This window comes from Candidatus Spongiihabitans sp. (assembly GCF_965247905.1).
Lineage (GTDB): Bacteria > Pseudomonadota > Gammaproteobacteria > Arenicellales > Poriferihabitantaceae > Spongiihabitans.
Map to the genome: position 1 here is coordinate 592,910 of NZ_OZ252047.1, position 15,000 is coordinate 607,909.

General features: G+C 50.8%; 24 protein-coding genes and 1 pseudogene. 13 read left to right on the top strand and 12 right to left on the bottom strand.

What is annotated here, in order from left to right; genetic code table 11:
- Positions 1–15 precede the first annotated feature (15 nt).
- The gene (locus ACP158_RS02825; RefSeq protein ID WP_424947471.1) at positions 16–195 is read left to right on the top strand and encodes a hypothetical protein; all 180 of its coding nucleotides are present in this window, start codon (positions 16–18) and stop codon (positions 193–195) included.
- Between the two features lie 36 nt (positions 196–231).
- Here ACP158_RS02825 and ACP158_RS02830 read toward each other — a convergent pair whose 3' ends face one another.
- The gene (locus tag ACP158_RS02830) at positions 232–534 is read right to left on the bottom strand and encodes a hypothetical protein (RefSeq protein ID WP_424947472.1); all 303 of its coding nucleotides are present in this window, start codon (positions 532–534) and stop codon (positions 232–234) included.
- Positions 535–766: 232 nt separating this feature from the next.
- Entirely contained in the window at positions 767–910 is a 144-nt protein-coding gene (locus ACP158_RS02835) for a hypothetical protein (RefSeq protein WP_424947473.1), read from the bottom strand.
- A 43-nt stretch (positions 911–953) separates the two neighbouring features.
- On the opposite strand from ACP158_RS02835, the gene ACP158_RS02840 reads away from it, so the two are divergent.
- Positions 954–1,079, top strand: a complete 126-nt coding sequence (locus ACP158_RS02840) for a hypothetical protein (RefSeq protein WP_424947474.1) — start codon at positions 954–956, stop codon at positions 1,077–1,079.
- A 71-nt stretch (positions 1,080–1,150) separates the two neighbouring features.
- Here the strand turns inward: ACP158_RS02840 and ACP158_RS02845 are convergent, their stop codons facing one another.
- The gene (locus ACP158_RS02845; RefSeq protein WP_424947475.1) at positions 1,151–2,329 is read right to left on the bottom strand and encodes an ATP-binding protein; all 1,179 of its coding nucleotides are present in this window, start codon (positions 2,327–2,329) and stop codon (positions 1,151–1,153) included.
- A gap of 234 nt (positions 2,330–2,563) precedes the next feature.
- Between ACP158_RS02845 and ACP158_RS02850 the strand changes: the two genes are divergently transcribed.
- The gene (locus ACP158_RS02850) at positions 2,564–2,740 is read left to right on the top strand and encodes a hypothetical protein (protein ID WP_424947476.1); all 177 of its coding nucleotides are present in this window, start codon (positions 2,564–2,566) and stop codon (positions 2,738–2,740) included.
- Between the two features lie 543 nt (positions 2,741–3,283).
- Complete coding sequence (locus ACP158_RS02855) at positions 3,284–3,430, top strand: hypothetical protein (protein WP_424947477.1); 147 nt, start codon at positions 3,284–3,286, stop codon at positions 3,428–3,430.
- Between the two features lie 196 nt (positions 3,431–3,626).
- Here ACP158_RS02855 and ACP158_RS02860 read toward each other — a convergent pair whose 3' ends face one another.
- The 3 genes and pseudogenes from ACP158_RS02860 to cfa form a co-directional block, all read right to left on the bottom strand.
- Positions 3,627–3,845, bottom strand: a complete 219-nt coding sequence (locus ACP158_RS02860) for a hypothetical protein (RefSeq protein ID WP_424947478.1) — start codon at positions 3,843–3,845, stop codon at positions 3,627–3,629.
- Positions 3,846–4,015: 170 nt separating this feature from the next.
- Positions 4,016–4,082 (bottom strand): annotated as a pseudogene (locus ACP158_RS02865) (IS1595 family transposase); the annotation flags it as partial.
- A gap of 271 nt (positions 4,083–4,353) precedes the next feature.
- Positions 4,354–5,517, bottom strand: coding sequence for a cyclopropane fatty acyl phospholipid synthase (gene cfa / locus ACP158_RS02870; protein WP_424947479.1), 1,164 nt, complete (start codon positions 5,515–5,517; stop codon positions 4,354–4,356).
- Between the two features lie 142 nt (positions 5,518–5,659).
- Here cfa and ACP158_RS02875 point away from each other — a divergent pair, with 142 nt between their 5' ends.
- The 3 genes from ACP158_RS02875 to ACP158_RS02885 are packed head-to-tail and all read left to right on the top strand — an operon-like array spanning position 5,660 to position 7,499.
- Positions 5,660–6,049 (top strand): hypothetical protein, encoded by a 390-nt coding sequence (locus tag ACP158_RS02875; RefSeq protein WP_424947480.1) that lies wholly within the window; start codon positions 5,660–5,662, stop codon positions 6,047–6,049.
- A complete protein-coding gene (locus tag ACP158_RS02880; RefSeq protein ID WP_424947481.1) occupies positions 6,049–7,314 on the top strand; it encodes a 6-phosphofructokinase in 1,266 nt (421 codons plus the stop codon). Before ACP158_RS02875 ends, ACP158_RS02880 begins: the two co-directional genes overlap by 1 nt.
- A complete protein-coding gene (locus tag ACP158_RS02885) occupies positions 7,311–7,499 on the top strand; it encodes a hypothetical protein (protein ID WP_424947482.1) in 189 nt (62 codons plus the stop codon). The genes ACP158_RS02880 and ACP158_RS02885 overlap by 4 nt, the downstream gene beginning before the upstream one ends.
- A gap of 16 nt (positions 7,500–7,515) precedes the next feature.
- On the opposite strand, the gene ACP158_RS02890 is transcribed toward ACP158_RS02885, so the two are convergent.
- The 4 genes from ACP158_RS02890 to ACP158_RS02905 all read right to left on the bottom strand — a co-directional run bounded on the left by ACP158_RS02890 (position 7,516) and on the right by ACP158_RS02905 (position 11,518).
- On the bottom strand, positions 7,516–8,478 hold the full coding sequence (locus tag ACP158_RS02890; RefSeq protein WP_424947483.1) for a DUF4268 domain-containing protein: 963 nt from the start codon (positions 8,476–8,478) through the stop codon (positions 7,516–7,518).
- Positions 8,479–8,492: 14 nt separating this feature from the next.
- Positions 8,493–9,191 carry a zeta toxin family protein gene (locus ACP158_RS02895; RefSeq protein ID WP_424947484.1) on the bottom strand — a complete coding sequence of 233 codons (699 nt, stop codon included), beginning with the start codon at positions 9,189–9,191 and terminating at the stop codon, positions 8,493–8,495.
- Positions 9,192–9,254: 63 nt separating this feature from the next.
- Positions 9,255–9,428: a hypothetical protein gene (locus tag ACP158_RS02900; RefSeq protein WP_424947485.1), complete on the bottom strand. Its 174-nt coding sequence runs from the start codon at positions 9,426–9,428 to the stop codon at positions 9,255–9,257.
- Between the two features lie 77 nt (positions 9,429–9,505).
- The gene (locus ACP158_RS02905) at positions 9,506–11,518 is read right to left on the bottom strand and encodes a sodium-translocating pyrophosphatase (RefSeq protein ID WP_424947486.1); all 2,013 of its coding nucleotides are present in this window, start codon (positions 11,516–11,518) and stop codon (positions 9,506–9,508) included.
- A gap of 83 nt (positions 11,519–11,601) precedes the next feature.
- Between ACP158_RS02905 and ACP158_RS02910 the strand changes: the two genes are divergently transcribed.
- The 4 genes from ACP158_RS02910 to ACP158_RS02925 all read left to right on the top strand — a co-directional run bounded on the left by ACP158_RS02910 (position 11,602) and on the right by ACP158_RS02925 (position 13,907).
- Complete coding sequence (locus ACP158_RS02910) at positions 11,602–11,988, top strand: hypothetical protein (protein ID WP_424947487.1); 387 nt, start codon at positions 11,602–11,604, stop codon at positions 11,986–11,988.
- Positions 11,989–12,127: 139 nt separating this feature from the next.
- Positions 12,128–13,291, top strand: a complete 1,164-nt coding sequence (locus tag ACP158_RS02915; RefSeq protein WP_424947488.1) for a porin — start codon at positions 12,128–12,130, stop codon at positions 13,289–13,291.
- A gap of 164 nt (positions 13,292–13,455) precedes the next feature.
- Positions 13,456–13,656 (top strand): hypothetical protein, encoded by a 201-nt coding sequence (locus ACP158_RS02920; RefSeq protein ID WP_424947489.1) that lies wholly within the window; start codon positions 13,456–13,458, stop codon positions 13,654–13,656.
- Positions 13,653–13,907, top strand: coding sequence for a hypothetical protein (locus ACP158_RS02925; protein WP_424947490.1), 255 nt, complete (start codon positions 13,653–13,655; stop codon positions 13,905–13,907). Before ACP158_RS02920 ends, ACP158_RS02925 begins: the two co-directional genes overlap by 4 nt.
- 27 nt (positions 13,908–13,934) lie before the next feature.
- Here the strand turns inward: ACP158_RS02925 and ACP158_RS02930 are convergent, their stop codons facing one another.
- Positions 13,935–14,117 (bottom strand): hypothetical protein, encoded by a 183-nt coding sequence (locus ACP158_RS02930; protein ID WP_424947491.1) that lies wholly within the window; start codon positions 14,115–14,117, stop codon positions 13,935–13,937.
- Positions 14,098–14,364: a hypothetical protein gene (locus ACP158_RS02935; protein ID WP_424947492.1), complete on the bottom strand. Its 267-nt coding sequence runs from the start codon at positions 14,362–14,364 to the stop codon at positions 14,098–14,100. Before ACP158_RS02935 ends, ACP158_RS02930 begins: the two co-directional genes overlap by 20 nt.
- A 287-nt stretch (positions 14,365–14,651) precedes the next feature.
- On the opposite strand from ACP158_RS02935, the gene ACP158_RS02940 reads away from it, so the two are divergent.
- Together ACP158_RS02940 and ACP158_RS02945 are read left to right on the top strand one after the other, a co-directional pair.
- Positions 14,652–14,774 carry a hypothetical protein gene (locus ACP158_RS02940; protein WP_424947493.1) on the top strand — a complete coding sequence of 41 codons (123 nt, stop codon included), beginning with the start codon at positions 14,652–14,654 and terminating at the stop codon, positions 14,772–14,774.
- Positions 14,714–14,851, top strand: a complete 138-nt coding sequence (locus ACP158_RS02945) for a hypothetical protein (RefSeq protein WP_424947494.1) — start codon at positions 14,714–14,716, stop codon at positions 14,849–14,851. Before ACP158_RS02940 ends, ACP158_RS02945 begins: the two co-directional genes overlap by 61 nt.
- Positions 14,852–15,000 lie beyond the last annotated feature (149 nt).

Below are 15,000 nucleotides of genomic sequence, written 5' to 3' on the forward strand. Positions count from 1 at the left end.
CCCCCCACCCCGTCATTGCCCGGCTTGTTCCGGGCAATCCAGTTAAATATCTGTCACGCGCAGCGTGACTCCTTTTCCTCGATTACTTTAGGCGTCTCAAAAAAAATCATCGCCTTCCGGTTCACCATTGTCCCCCCACCCCGTCATTGCCCGGCTTGTTCCGGGCAATCCAGTGGAATATGTCGTCCGGCGTAGCCGGACTCCTTTTATCGCGGCTTCGCCGCAAATGAGTCACGCTACGCGTGACATCACTAATAGTCCGGCAAAGCCGGACAACACGCTTTTCGTCTCGTCATTCCAACTCGAAAAACCGGCGGCTATGCCGCCATTAAGGATAGCGGCTAACGCCGCTGAGTTTTTAACTGGATTGCCCGGCCAATAATAATATGGGCCGGGCAATGACGGACTGGGGAGACAATGGTGAATTGAGAGGACAAAGGCGCGTTGAGACGCCAATGGCACATTGAGAATAAGAAGTCCGGCTACGCCAGAGCACGTTTTAGTGTCACGCTTTGCGAGACAATTATTTACCATTGTCTTCTCAAAAAGAATCATCGCCTTCCGGTCCACCATTGCCCCCAACCCGTCATTGCCCGGCTTGTTCCGGGCAATCCAGTGGATAATTGTCACGCGCAGCGTGACTCCTTACTCCCGTTTACTTTAGGCGTCTCAAAAGAAATCATCCCCGACCGATTCACCATTGCCCCCAACCCGTCATCCTGGCCGGCAGGCGGGGATCCAGAGTGGCGTAGCCGCCGGGACACACTCATACATTAGCAGTAAGCAATAAGCACCATCGCCTTGCCGTCATTCTCGCATCGAACGGCGCGGCATCAAAGCAAAGGAGTTCGGCTACGCCGAACGGTTTAATAACTGGATTGCCCGGCCAATAATAATATGGGCCGGGCAATGACGGATTATAGGTACTGGTGAATTGAGAGGGCAAAGGCGCGTTGAGACGCCAAAAGCAATCGAGAATAAGGAGTCACGCTTCGCGTGACAGATATTTAACTGGATTCCCGCCTTCGGCGAGAATGACGGCAGGGAGGGCGGTTTTTCCCGCCTGCCGGCGAGAATGACAAATAAGGGTCGTCATTGCCCGGCCAATAATAATATGGGCCGGGCAATGACGGGGTGAGAACGTTAGTCGCTAGGCGAGAGATGCCGGCGATACTTTTTGCACATGCTCGCGTTGTTTATCGAGTACATATCTCATCAAACTGGGGATAGCAGCCTCATATAAATCTGCTCCGGGCGGTTGCCAAATAAATTCATTCAGAATCAGTCCCCTTAAAGCCTCTGCTTGATGTCGTTCGTCTAATTTATTCTCCGGCAAAAAATCTTTGATAACCCTTTCAATGTATTTACCTTCAAATCTGGTTTGATTTTGGAAAATTACCGCACAATTCACAGCAAGTTCTAATAATTCATCCTTTTTCAAATCCTCGCGCCGATCACTATAAAAGTTCTGTCGCACTCCCTCAACTTGTGGCTTTACTATTGTGACTTCTTGACCTGTCAATTTTTGCAGGTTGTTTTTCTTCGCTAAATTCCACAATGCCTCACCCCAAAGTTGGATGAAGTATGGATAGCATTGGCTGTCTTCAACGACATGCGCAAGGCTGTTGTCGTCTATTTCTATGCCATGTTCATTTAACGGCTTTACGATGGCATCCGCAGTAGCCTGTTCATCTAATCGTGCAATGCCCATTTTCTTGGAACGTTCAGCAAAACTAGCCCCCGATGACCTCAATAAATGTGATAGACCGGGGGTGCCGGCGAGAACCAGCAAAAAGGGTGCTTCGGCTCGTACCTGCTGGCTCAGGTTTAGCAAAGCACGACATTGCCCCTCTTCCATTTGATGTGCTTCATCCAGCAGAAAAACCAAAGGATTTTTTTTACATTGGCGAATCAATTTATCCAATAGTTTTTTCGGTGGAGTGGAATTTTCAGTCCAAGTGCCGGAAAAAAAACCCTTAAATCCGAGTTCCTTTCTATCGGGCAACATTTTTTGCAACCAATTTTTAGACAATAGAAAACACCACATCTCTGCCGGAGTTTTTAATTGATTAGGGGTCGCCGAACTTGTACGTATAGAATTATCCTTCATATCGGTTTTTTCGGCTTCATCCACGAGCCAATTCAGCAGCACGGTTTTCCCCATCCCCCTGGGCCCATACATAACCATGTTGGCAGCGGGTGGTCGTCCGGCAGATATTTCTGCCAATATTTTTCTAAGCCGACCCTGCTCGCTTTCCCGTCCGGCCAGATAAGGCGGGCGTTGCCCATCACCTGGCCTAAACGGATTCAAACCTTCAATCTGTGTCATAACCACGCCTCATTCGCTATTTAATACTCAGTCAGAACAACCAACTAACTCTTGCAGTGTATACTCTTTTTATGGCATTTCGGCGGTTTTTTGCGCGTATCATCCCTAATACGCGCCCTTCGGGCTCGCTTCGCTCTGCGCCCAGTCGATTCATGGCGCTCCCGGCGATTTTTTGCGCCTGCCGGCGAGAATGACGGCAGGGATGTCATTGTCCAATTCGCCCCCAACCCGTCATTGCCCGGCTTGCTCCGGGCAATCCAGTTAAATATCTGTCACGCGCAGCGTGACTCCTCATTCTCGTTTACTTTTGGCTTCTCAAAAAAATCACTCCCGCCCGACTCACCATTGCCCCCCCAACCCGTCATTGCCCGGCTTGTTCCGGGCAATCCAGTGGATAATTGTCACGCGTAGCGTGACTCCTTTTCCTCGATTACTTTTGGCGTCTCAAAAGGAATCATCGCCTTCCGATTCACCATTGACCCCTCACCCCGTCATTCTCGCCGCAGGCGGGAATCCAGTTAAAATATGCCGTCCGGCGTAGCCGGACTCCTTTTATCGCGGCTTCGCCGCAAAGGAGTCACGCTTCGCGTGACGTCACTAATAGTCCGGCAAAGCCGGACAACACGCTTTTCGTCTCGTCATTCCAACTCGAAAAACCGGCAGCTTCGCCGCCGAAATGAATAGCAAAGGAAAAAAACTTGTGTTACCCTTGCGGCACTGCTGGCTTGTAGCGCGAGGGGCGTGATAAGGACGGTAAGGACGATTCACACAACAAGGAGGTTTTATGAAACACGATATTGATATGCTCCAACGCGCAGCCAGTCAGGCGGGCGTTATATGTTTTGTCGGTGGCATCGTTCATGCTTTCGTTGACGATGGAAATTTGATTGATGCCATCAGCCCGGCGCTCATCGGATTGACTTTAATCTGGTCATCAAGTTTGAGGAGGCAATCATGAGTCCTGTAATAATAGTTGCACTTACCGGTGCGGTTCCGCTTTTACTTTTGCTCGCTTACGCTCATTGGCGTGAATGGCGTGACGAGAATGTCGATGATAAAAACACATCGACGAAGACCGGCGGGCAATCAGGCGAAAGTTAAGTCATCCTCGCTGGCAGGCGGGAATCCAGTTAAAATATGTCGCCCGGCGAAGCCGCGCAAAAACCGGCGGCTACGCCGCCGAAAGGATAGGGCAATGGTGAACCGAGAGGACAAAAGCGCGTTGAGACGCCAATAGCACATTGAGAATAAGAAGTCCGGCTATGCCGGGCTTTTTTTCTCGTTTGCTTTTGGCATCTCAAAAGAAATCATCCCCGCCCGATTCACTATTATCCCTCACCCCGTCATTGCCCGGCTTGTTCCGGGCAATGACGGGGTGGGGGGTCAATGGTGAACCGGAAGGCGATGATTCCTTTTGAGAGGACAAAGCAACCGAGAATAAGGAGTCACGCTGCGCGTGACAATTATTTACTGGATTGCCCGGAACAAGCCGGGCAATGACGGGGTGGGGAGGCAATGGTGAATCGGCAGGCGGTGAGTCCTTTTGAGATGCCAAAAGTACACGAGAATAAGGAGTCACGCTGCGCGTGACACTAAAACGTGCTCTGGCGTAGCCGGACATTTTCTCTCGTGTGCTTTGGCATCTCAACTCGCCTTTGTCCTCTCAATTCACTATTGTCTATCATTCCGACCGCGCTTGCCCTTGCGCGCGCCGCCAAAATAACTCTCGTCCAACTTCCACCTCGCCGCCAAATTGCTCGCCCCGCTGGTGCTGTTTAAGCGCGATGCGCTCGCGCAGTCTGCGGAACAATCTTGTCGCCGTATTGCGATGGATTCCCGCCAAATCCGCGACCGTTCTCGCCGTGGCGTCCGCAACGAAGTATTTCATCAACTCTAGTTGCTTATTTTTGCTTAATTTACAATACTTTAGATACATTTTCCACACTAACATATAGAATGTTAGGTGCCAGCCCCTTTTGTTTTATTTGGGCTGTCCCACTTCACGTAATTGCATTGCAACTGTTTTATTCCGGTCGGCGATAGGCGTTTTGAGACGCGCCGCTGGAAATAACGATTTGCCATAATTGCATATGTCGGGCTCGGAACCCCCCGGCGCAGGCATGCAGGTAGTATTTCCACATGCGATAAAACCGCCCAGAATACTTTTGTGCGTAGTTTTGTTTTAGCTGGTCCCAGGCATTATCAAAATTGTTAAACCACGCCATTAGGGTGTGATCATAATCAGGTCCAAAATTGTGAACGTCTTCGATTATCAGATGGGGTTCAAGGGCCGCCGAAATCTGACGCAGCGACGGGATTTCTCCATTGGGAAATATATATTTGGCTATCCAGGGATCCACGCCCAGGCGGGAATCATTTTTTCCGATGGTGTGCAGTAAAAACCGAGCATTATCCTTTAAGCACTTTCTTGCGACCTCCATATAAGTTCGATAATTTTTATGGCCGACGTGTTCAAACATTCCCAGCGAAACGAGGGCGTCGAATTTGCCCCCCACATCGCGATAGTCTTGCAGACGTATTTCGATAGGCAATCCTCGGCAGCGTTCAGTGGCTAAGTCCGCTTGCGCCTTGGATATGGTTATCCCGACAACTTCTGCGCCATATTGCTGCGCGGCGAATTGTGCAAAACTGCCCCAGCCGCATCCGATGTCCAATACCTTCATGCCCTTTCTTAACTCCAGTTTTCTGCACACCAAGTCAAGTTTGTGTTTTTGCGCATCGTCAAGATTGTCAGCCCGGGCCCAGTAGCCACAGGTATAAACCATGCGTTCATCCAGCATCGCTTCATATAACTCGTTGCCAATGTCGTAATGGCGCTCGCCAACCTGGAATGCGCGCAAACTCTTTTGCAGATTGAACAATTTAGCTTCAGCCCAAGTCGCAAAATTACTCAGGAACTTTTGGCTTTCCCCGAGAGAAGTGCGCAGGAGCAGATTTATGGTTTCATCGATTTGCTCGCAATCCCACCATCCATTCATATAGGCTTCGCCAAGACCCAAAGAGCCGTTGATCAGCGCGTGTCTGTAAAAAGATGGATTGGACACCTGTATATCCCAAGGGTTGGGACCATTAAATGCAACGCCAGAACCGGCCAACAGTCGCTCAAGGCGCTGTTGCGCAAAACCACGATTGCTATCTTCAAACTGTTCTGTTGTTAAATCAGACACGCCTGCCTCCCTTGAGTTGCCGAGGTTGAATTGCTTGCCGTAATATTGCCCTATCCCGATTTATTGTGCAACTAACGGCAGCCTCAACCCACAGTTAAAGGAATTATTGTAGAATTGCCCCTTACAAATTTTTATTATCATCATGTCATTGGTATCCGATTTTACTGATTCCGAGCTGCATAACATTCGTGAAATGCTGACGCAACGGTACAAAAAGGATGTGGAGATTGAGCTTGCCGATTGCGAACTGGCGCTGGATAAAAAATCTGAACAGGTCACCCATTGCCCGACGGTATTCTGGCATGAAAGAGGGGCTAATTTTGTAGTGTTCAAGGTTGGGTTGTTTCAGTATCGGACGCAATTTTTTTACACGCCGCACGAGCAATACGGCACCGGTATTGACCAATACCATGACCTGGACGAGTGCGTCGCTGCGGTACTGCAAACCCAGGCCGATCACGAACTCGAGCGGCAGGGCGTGGATTCCGGCAGCACTGGCGAATCGCTGAAGCCTGATGAGACTACGAAATAATGAAACTAAAAAAGAACATTTTTTACGCGCAGTCAGGCGGTGTCACGGCGGTGATTAACGCCAGTGCCGCCGGCGTGATTGAAACCGCGCGCAAACATAAAAATCGCATCGGCAAAGTCTATGCCGGACGCAATGGCATCATCGGCGCATTGACCGAAGACCTTATCGACACCTCGCGCGAAAGCGCCGCCGCCATCCGCAAACTGCGCCATACGCCGGCCGGCGCATTCGGATCATGTCGTTATAAACTCAAAAGCGTCGAGGAAAATCGCCGCCAATACGAAAGGTTGATCGACGTATTCGAAGCCCACAACATCGGTTATTTTCTTTACAACGGCGGCGGCGATTCGGCCGACACCTGCCTGAAAATTTCGCGGCTTTCAAAAACCTTGAACTACCCAATCCAGGCGATACACATTCCGAAAACCGTGGATAACGATTTGCCCATAACCGACAACTGCCCGGGCTTCGGCTCGGTTGCAAAATACATTGCGGTATCCACCCGTGAAGCCAGTTTTGATGTCGCTTCCATGGCGAAAACATCGACCAAGGTATTTGTTTTAGAAGTCATGGGGCGTCATGCCGGCTGGATTGCGGCGGCGGGCGGCATGGCGGCGGACAGCAAAACTGAAATCCCGATCATCGTGCTATTCCCGGAGATTCGGTTCAATCGCAAAAAATTTATGGCGCAAGTGAAACACAATGTGGCGGCGCACGGCTATGTCTCCGTGGTCGTATCCGAGGGAGTGCGCGATGGGCGCGGCAAGTTTCTTTCCGACCAAGGTTTGGTTGATGCTTTCGGCCACGCGCAGTTAGGTGGCGTCGCGCCGCTCGTCGCCAATATGGTCAAACAGGATTTGGGCTATAAATTTCATTGGGCGGTGGCGGATTATTTGCAACGATCAGCACGGCACATCGCTTCTAAAACCGATGTCGAGCAAGCACATGCGGTCGGCAAAGCGGCGGTGAGGATGGCACTCAACGGCGACAACGAGGTGATGCCGACCATCGTGCGAATAAGCGACAAACCATATCGCTGGAAAATCGGCAAAGCCGCGCTCGGTCGCGTTGCCAATGTGGAAAAAATGATGCCGCGAAGTTTTATCGACAAAGATGGTTTTGGCATCACGCGCAAATGTCGCGCATACCTCGCGCCGTTGATGCGGGGCGAAGATTATCCGCCGTATAAAAATAGTTTGCCGGATTATGTGCAATTAAAAAACACGCCGGTACCCAAAAAACTAACATCGGTATTTAAGTTATGACGCTGAATAAAGCGCGCGAGTTGTTGCAGGTGCAAGTCGATTTCGGCGGCTCGTATAACCGCCACTCGGCGAAATTGATTCTCGCCGAAGTCGTGCGCGAACATGGTCGGAAAGCGGCGGATGATTTGATTGTGGAGCTGGAGTTGAATCGAGTTTTTGATTTTGTGGTTGGGGAAGAGTTGTGAAAATGTGCAATGAAAATTACGCCACGCCGGTTTTTAGTTTTTCCTTTATTTCCGGTATATGTTTCTGAAATGCCTGATGCATTATGATGGCACAATCAATCAAAAAATCAGTCATTTTGTTCCAGTCTTCTTCGTTGGAAAATCTGACATTATTAAAATGATGTTCAACCTTGGAAGCCTGATTATTTTCCATTTTTTTCCAGATTAATTTGTCCGCAAAATCAGATGCAATCTGCTCTTTTTTGACAAAGAAAAAATCAAATATGATTTCGTTTTTCTCCTTGTCTCCTGTGTCAATGTAAATTTCCGCCCGTGCTTGTTTGTTGGACACAACCAGATTCATACTTACCCCACTCATGCCAAGCGATACTGGTAGCCAATGGTTCTTCCCTGGGCTGATATTTTGATAAATAGGACTTTTTTCATTTATTTTTCCAATAAATTGCTCCCAAAATTTGTAAAGCAAAGTATGCCGATGTGAGGATTTCTTTTTTTCATCCCCAATTTGTTTAGTTTCAATATTCGGTTTCTTGATAACAGTGAACAAAGGTGCTGCCACCGATTCGCCATCGATTTTTATAACCTCCAGTTGTATCAAGTAAAAAGAAATATCGTCCGGGGTCGTTTCATTTAACCACTCAATTGCTTTCTTATGCTCTTCAACGGGATCGCTCGAAATCCAGATTGCGGTCTTTGCCTCAAGGTTTGTCAGGTAAGTAAGTATTTGCCCGAGATGAGTGTGATCTGTTTTTTCCAGTTGATTTTCGATAATGACTTTATCGCCATTATCGTCCTCGCCATATAAATCAACACTGAACGGCCCGACCTTCTTTTCCCGCGATTCAACGGTGATATTGAAACCAATGACATCGGTCAGGTAATCGATGTTTTCTTCGAGCCACTGGGTAAAGTTTGTATCCTCCCTTTTCCAGAGTTCGCGCAAAGCAACCTTGCGGATTTTCCCAATTTTTGTGTTCATAATAATCAGTCTCGCTAACCCAAAATTTCTTTCAGTATTTGCTCTTCGCTGTATTTTTCTGGAATATGATTATCGATTCGTTGAATGCTCTCTTTAAAAATTTTGTTGGTGCCGTCAATGTTTTTCTGCACCAGCGACAATTCAATTTTATTTCCAAACTCCGCCTTCATCTTGTTCACCACTTCTCTTGATGCGCAAAACTTTTCCGCGAAATCTTGTGGTTGTATGCGTCGTCCTTCCACCTTTTCGCGTTTTTGCACAAAATTCCATGCAATAAATGGTGATTGATACACAAACAAAACAAATACATCTCGGTTTCGTTTCAATGACCTTTGAATATTTTGTCTCGCCATGGATTCGCCGGCGAAAGTGCCATCGAGTAAAAAACTGATTTTACTTTTTAAGGCAGCGTCATGTATTTCATGCACTAATCTGGTCGCGGCTTTCTGAAAAAGATGTGAATTTTTTCCATCGTAACCACATTCCCTGAAATGTTCGCGTAACTCGTCAGCGTCAATGCGCAATATATCACCATGATTTTTTAATAGTTTTTTTGAAGCCTCGGTTTTACCTGCCCCGGGCGAACCCGCCATAAAAATAGAAACAGGATCACTTTCCTGCGAAAACCCTGCTATCGCCCGTCGGGTAATTTCCTTGCAATTATCTTTGGCGAACTGCACCGCCCGGGCAGTAATCGCTTCGGCGTTATCCATTATCCATCGTCCATGTGTCTGGTTGTCGGCTATATTCTCTGAACCGTCAACGCAACGCGAAAATCACGCGCGCTTTTCGGCATCCATCTGATCAGCCATATCGATGATCTTCTGCTGTTCTTTGATTGACTCTTCAATAATCTTTTTGAACGCGCGCTTTTTTTCCCGCGAAGAAGCATTGCGCATGAACTCTGAAAGAGCACTGCTCGTTGTTGGCTTTTTCTTAAAGGAAAACATGTTGAATCTCCAATGGGTGAAATGCTGATATTACGCACGGAAACATTAGCAGAAAATCAAAGATAATGTACCCCCGTCTACAACAACGGCGCAATCACCAAACTGACGATTGCCATGACGTTGATCAGGATATTCATTGAAGGACCGGAAGTGTCCTTAAACGGGTCGCCGACGGTGTCGCCGACCACGACCGCGGCGTGCACATCGGAGCCTTTGCCGCCGAGGTTTCCTTTCTCAACATATTTCTTGGCGTTATCCCAAGCGCCTCCGGCGTTGGCCATGGTCAATGCCATCAACACACAACCCAGCAGCGCGCCGCCCAACATGCCGCCCAGGGCTTCGGCGCCTAATCCAAAGCCGACCATCGGCGGTGCCGCTACCGCAATCACGCCGGGCAGGATCATTCTTTTCAGTGCCGCCCGCGTTGCAATATCAATGCATCGATCCGAATCGGGTTCCGCGGTGCCTTCCATCAGCCCTGGAATTTCACGGAACTGCCGGCGAATTTCATGAATCATTTCAAATGCGGCGGCGCCCACGGCGTTCATGGTGATACTGGAAACCAGAAATGGAAATATGCCGCCTATAAACATCCCCGCCAATACCTGCGGGTTGCTCAATTCCAGCGCAAATTCAGGTTTCAGCTGCGCCACCGTTTCGATGAACGCGGAGATAATGGCAAGTGCCGCCAGTGCCGCGGCGCCGATGGCGAAGCCTTTGCCGATGGCGGCGGTGGTGTTGCCGAGTTCGTCCAGCGAGTCGGTGATGGCGCGCACTTCCTCACCCAATCCAGACATTTCCGCGATGCCGCCGGCATTATCCGCAACCGGCCCATAAGCATCAATGGCCATGGTGATGCCCACAGTCGCTAACATACCCACGGCGGCGATGCCGACGCCATAAAGGCCAGTCAATTCGGTGGAGATTAAAATGATCGCAGCGATGATCAGTAACGGAACGACTACCGATTCCATGCCAACCGCCAGCCCCGCAATCATGACCGTTGCCGGTCCGGTTTCACCGCTTTTAGCAATATCGCGCACCGGCTTGCCGCCGGTGTAGTACTCGGTAATCAGCCCGATACCGATGCCGCCGACCGCACCCACGGCAACAGCACCCCACACATTTACGCTGACATCGAAATATTTTATAACGCCATAAGCGGCCGCCATAAAAATTATCGTTGCCCCGATGGTGCCGATTCGCAGTGCCAATTCGGGCGATCGGGCGGTATTCATTTTGACGATGGCAATACCGAGGATGGAACACACCAAGCCTGCTGACGCCAACGCAAGCGGCAAGAACATCAGGATAGAGCGCTCGCCTATCACCGCAAATGTTGCCACAGGCAAGGTCGATGCAATGGCAATGGTGGCGATTATTGAACCGCAGTAGGATTCAAAAATATCCGAGCCCATACCGGCCACATCGCCAACATTATCACCCACATTATCGGCGATCACGCCGGGGTTTCTGGGGTCATCTTCGGGTATGCCGGCTTCGATCTTGCCCACCAGGTCTGCGCCGACATCGGCGCTCTTGGTGAAAATGCCGCCGCCGACCCTGGAAAATAATGCCACCGATGAAGCGCCCATACCAAATCCGTGGATAACATGGGCGGTCTCAGGATCGCCGCCATACAGCAAATACAGCACTCCGAGGCCCAGCAGACCCATGGAGGCGACACACAACCCCATCACCGAGCCACCAAAGAAGGCGACCGCCAATGCGCTTTCTGCGCCTTGTTGTTGTGCTGCCGTTGTGGTTCGGACATTCGCGCGCGTGGCCGCGATCATGCCGAGATATCCGGCTATTCCAGAACATACCGCACCAACCAAAAAGGCCAGCGTGGTTTTTGCGCCCAGCTCCGAGATAAATATCAGTGCGGCGACAATCACGACAAATGCTAATAAATAAGTATATTCCCGGCGCATAAAAACCATTGCACCGCGGTGGATTTGTTGCGCAATGTCTGCAACCTTGCCCTCTCCCGCCGGGTACTTTAATACCATTTTGTATATCAGCAGTGCAACCAGCAGACCCGCCGCACCCAGCATCACAGGCAGTGTTTGAATCATTGGCAGTGTCATTAAATGCGCTCCGAAGAAAAGCGTTAATTTGTGAAAAAAATTGACCGCAAACTATATCCGTGATGGGCCTGGATATCAACTGATTGTATCGGTCGACCGCCTTTGGTGCTGGGGTTGATTTTGGAGGAGGAATTGTACAGGGGATTGCAGGCCGAGGCTGTGATGGGGTAGGCACCACGCAACGGGACACGACCGCCATGGACGGCGGAAGTGCAAATAATGTCGGGAACAATTATTTGCCGACCGCCAGGGACGGCGGAAGTGCAGATTTTGCAGGGAGCGATTATTTGCCGACCGCCACGGACGGCGGAAGTGCAGATTTTGCCGGGAGCGATTATTTGCCGACCGCCAGGGACGGCGGAAGTGCAGATTTTGCCGGGAGCAAAAATCTGCCGAAACCGCATAATGTCAGCGGCCGCCGCCATCTCGGTGAAAGTAGGGATAGGTCGCGACCTGTCCCTACTGAATAATTCGGTGCGGGGCGTTACGTCGCCGTCGCTTCCGGCCTTTGCCGCCACCTGACCAGGTCGCGTTTTAAGGCATCGGCTCAGCCGTTTTCGCCTGTTCGCAAACCAGTCCTCGGCAAATGCACTAACAGAGGACTATTTCATGAACAAGAAACTACTCGCAGCCGCGGTCTCCGCCGCGGTGATGGCGCCAGTGGCGCACGCGGAATCTTCATTCTACGCGCGCGTCAACAATGCCATCGACATCAACGACCTGAGCGGTGACGGCACCACCGACATCAGTGGCGTCGGTTCGCGCTTCGGCTTCAAGGGCAATGCCGACATCGGCAACGGCTTGACCGCGCACGGGCGTTACGAGTTCTCCACCGTCTCCGACAAAGAAGGCACCGGCGTTGGCGACACCCGCCTCGCCTCGGTCGGCTTGTCCGGCGGTTTCGGTCGCGTCGATGTCGGCAACCAGTGGAGCGCGTATTACGACACCTTCGGCACCTTGGTCAGCCCGACCTACTCGCTCGGCTACTACCTGTATTCATCAGTCGGCGGCGGTCCGTTCCGCACCTCCAACACCATCAAGTACTCCAACACCTTCGGTCCGCTGTACGCCGAACTGGATGTGCGCTTGGATGACGGCGGAAGTGAACATGATGATGCCGAAAAAATCCATGGCGACGGCATTGGCTTGGGCTTGAGTTTTTCCGTCACCGACAACATCACGATTGCAGTGGCGTTTGATTCTGAGGATGGTACAGATGGCACTGATGCGGTTGATGCGACGGACGGCTCGCCTGCAGTTCCTGCTTCAGATGACTTTGCGGCAGCAGCAGTGCCCATCATAAGTGCGAACGGCGTTATTACCCCCGGCACCCCACAAATAGGCACTGCCGCTGTGGACGCTGTTGCTCCTACTGCCGCCGTGCCTGCAGGCCCTGACGCCCCGGACACCGACCGTGTCGGCGTTGGCGTCAAAGTCAACCTCGGCGCAGTCGCGGTAACCCTCGGCTGGCAGAACTACTCGGTGGATGATAACGAAAACACCGCGGTAGATGACGAAGTGGATATTGACACCATGTTCATCAACGCCAGCGGCAGCCTTGGCGAAAAAACCAGTTGGTATCTGGGTTACTCCGAAGCGGACGATGGTGCGGATGCTGTCCCTGCGACTGACGATTCAACGCAACTCACCTGGGGCATCTACCACAACCTCGGCGGCGGCATGAAGTTGTATTACGAAGCCACCAGTCTGGATAGCGAGAACAAAGGCTGGGACGGCGATCGCCACTACCTCGGCATGCGGATTGATTTCTAATCCACCCCGCTACACCCATTAAAAAGCCGGGGCTCCGCCCCGGTTTTTTTTCGCCCACATCAAACCACCCCACCCACACAAACCGACCATCCCAAAACCAAAAAACAACCTCCCCGTCATTCCCCATATCGAGTAAAATATCCAAAACCAACTGGAATCGTGACATGAACACCGCCAAAGAATTAGAAAAGGTCGTCGCCTCTCTGCCGCAAGCGGAGTTGGATGCGTTCCGCACGTGGTTTGCCGATTTTGAGTTTGAGCGTTGGGACGCGCGGCTTGAAATGGATGCGAGCGCGGGTAGGTTAGATGGGTTAGGCGATGCCGCGTTGAAGCATCATCGCGCCGGGCGAAGCAAACCGATGTGAGGCATTTCGCCACACCGGACTTTTGGGATTGTTTGGAGTCGTTGCCGCAAGCGGTGCAAAGGCTCGCGCGCAGGAATTATCGGTTGCTAAAAGAAACGCCCGCGCATCGGTCGTTGCACTTCAAAAAAATCGGGCGATACCGATCAGTCCGCGTCGGCTTGCATCACCGCGCATTGGGGATTGAAGACGGCGCGGATGTGATTTGGTTTTGGATTGGAAGCCACGCGGATTATGATCGATTGATTGGATGATTTGGTCGTTGTAAAAAGCATGGCGGATTATTTTACCGTTGCAACCGCATTGCTGATGGCTGTTCTCTGCGCGCCGGTGTCCAGCAGTGCTTTGAATTTCGTGACGGGTAATTTTGCGGGAGGCGTCGCGGGCTGATCAAAATCAACGGCGACTACCGCGACATGCAAAAATATCTGGAAGTTGTCGTATCTACCCCAGAGGTGCGACATGCGAGAAAAAACCTAAATCAATCGGCGGCGCGCCCACCTCCTGAATGGAAAACAGACCATCTTCATACAACTGCTCGCCCGTTAGTTTCGCGTCGCGCGCGGTGTCGTAGATGACGACGATCTTTTCGTGTCGCAACAACGCATATCGTCCGCGATGCTGTTCGAGCAAAGTCGGTTGGACCGACTCAAAGTAAGCAAAGTTTTTATCGATCTCTTGCTGTTTGCTGCCGTTAGGTTTAGCTTTCATTAGATCTCCCCACTGATTTGGTCGTGGTGTAAACGCTGACTTGAGCACGGTAAATATACTGCAGTTATAAATAAAGGTTCAAGATACTATAAAGGATGATTTCGGATAGATTTTAGCAGATATTGACACCCATTTTCGTGGCGCATATTGAAGCGAAACTCACACTCTTTCAAAGGAGTCCGGCTACGCCGGACGACATATTTTAACTGGATTCCCGCCTGCGGCGAGAATGACGGGCTGGGGGGACAATGGTGAATCGGAAGGCGATGAGTCCTTTTGAGAAGACAATGGTAAATAAGTGTCACGCAAAGCGTGACACTAAAACGCGCTCTATTACCTTAATTCGTCATTGCCCGGCCCATATTATTATTATTGGCCGGGCAATCCAGTTATTAAACCGTCCGGCGTAGCCGGACTCCTTTGCGGCGTAGCCGCCGGTTTGTGTCTGGCAAAGCCGGATGCCAATAAAGAGTCACGCTACGCGTGACAGATATTTAACTGGATTCCCGCCTTCGGCGAGAATGACGGCAAGGAGGGCGATTCTTTCCGCCTGCCGGCGAGAATGACGGCCGAGAGGGCGGTGCTAAAACACCGCTGGAAAGGAGCAAAACGGGCAATGAATCAGTGAACGCATAT

Excerpts from the sequence above, each read along its gene's own strand:
- ACP158_RS02830 (WP_424947472.1), bottom strand. The coding sequence starts at position 534 with ATGGTAAATAATTGTCTCGCAAAGCGTGACACTAAAACGTGCTCTGGC.
- ACP158_RS02845 (WP_424947475.1), bottom strand. The coding sequence starts at position 2,329 with ATGACACAGATTGAAGGTTTGAATCCGTTTAGGCCAGGTGATGGGCAA.
- ACP158_RS02855 (WP_424947477.1), top strand. The coding sequence starts at position 3,284 with ATGAGTCCTGTAATAATAGTTGCACTTACCGGTGCGGTTCCGCTTTTA.
- ACP158_RS02875 (WP_424947480.1), top strand. The coding sequence starts at position 5,660 with ATGTCATTGGTATCCGATTTTACTGATTCCGAGCTGCATAACATTCGT.
- ACP158_RS02880 (WP_424947481.1), top strand. The coding sequence starts at position 6,049 with ATGAAACTAAAAAAGAACATTTTTTACGCGCAGTCAGGCGGTGTCACG.
- ACP158_RS02885 (WP_424947482.1), top strand. The coding sequence starts at position 7,311 with ATGACGCTGAATAAAGCGCGCGAGTTGTTGCAGGTGCAAGTCGATTTC.
- ACP158_RS02890 (WP_424947483.1), bottom strand. The coding sequence starts at position 8,478 with ATGAACACAAAAATTGGGAAAATCCGCAAGGTTGCTTTGCGCGAACTC.
- ACP158_RS02895 (WP_424947484.1), bottom strand. The coding sequence starts at position 9,191 with ATGGATAACGCCGAAGCGATTACTGCCCGGGCGGTGCAGTTCGCCAAA.
- ACP158_RS02900 (WP_424947485.1), bottom strand. The coding sequence starts at position 9,428 with ATGTTTTCCTTTAAGAAAAAGCCAACAACGAGCAGTGCTCTTTCAGAG.
- ACP158_RS02905 (WP_424947486.1), bottom strand. The coding sequence starts at position 11,518 with ATGACACTGCCAATGATTCAAACACTGCCTGTGATGCTGGGTGCGGCG.
- ACP158_RS02915 (WP_424947488.1), top strand. The coding sequence starts at position 12,128 with ATGAACAAGAAACTACTCGCAGCCGCGGTCTCCGCCGCGGTGATGGCG.
- ACP158_RS02920 (WP_424947489.1), top strand. The coding sequence starts at position 13,456 with ATGAACACCGCCAAAGAATTAGAAAAGGTCGTCGCCTCTCTGCCGCAA.
- ACP158_RS02930 (WP_424947491.1), bottom strand. The coding sequence starts at position 14,117 with ATGTCGCACCTCTGGGGTAGATACGACAACTTCCAGATATTTTTGCAT.
- ACP158_RS02935 (WP_424947492.1), bottom strand. The coding sequence starts at position 14,364 with ATGAAAGCTAAACCTAACGGCAGCAAACAGCAAGAGATCGATAAAAAC.
- ACP158_RS02940 (WP_424947493.1), top strand. The coding sequence starts at position 14,652 with ATGGTAAATAAGTGTCACGCAAAGCGTGACACTAAAACGCGCTCTATT.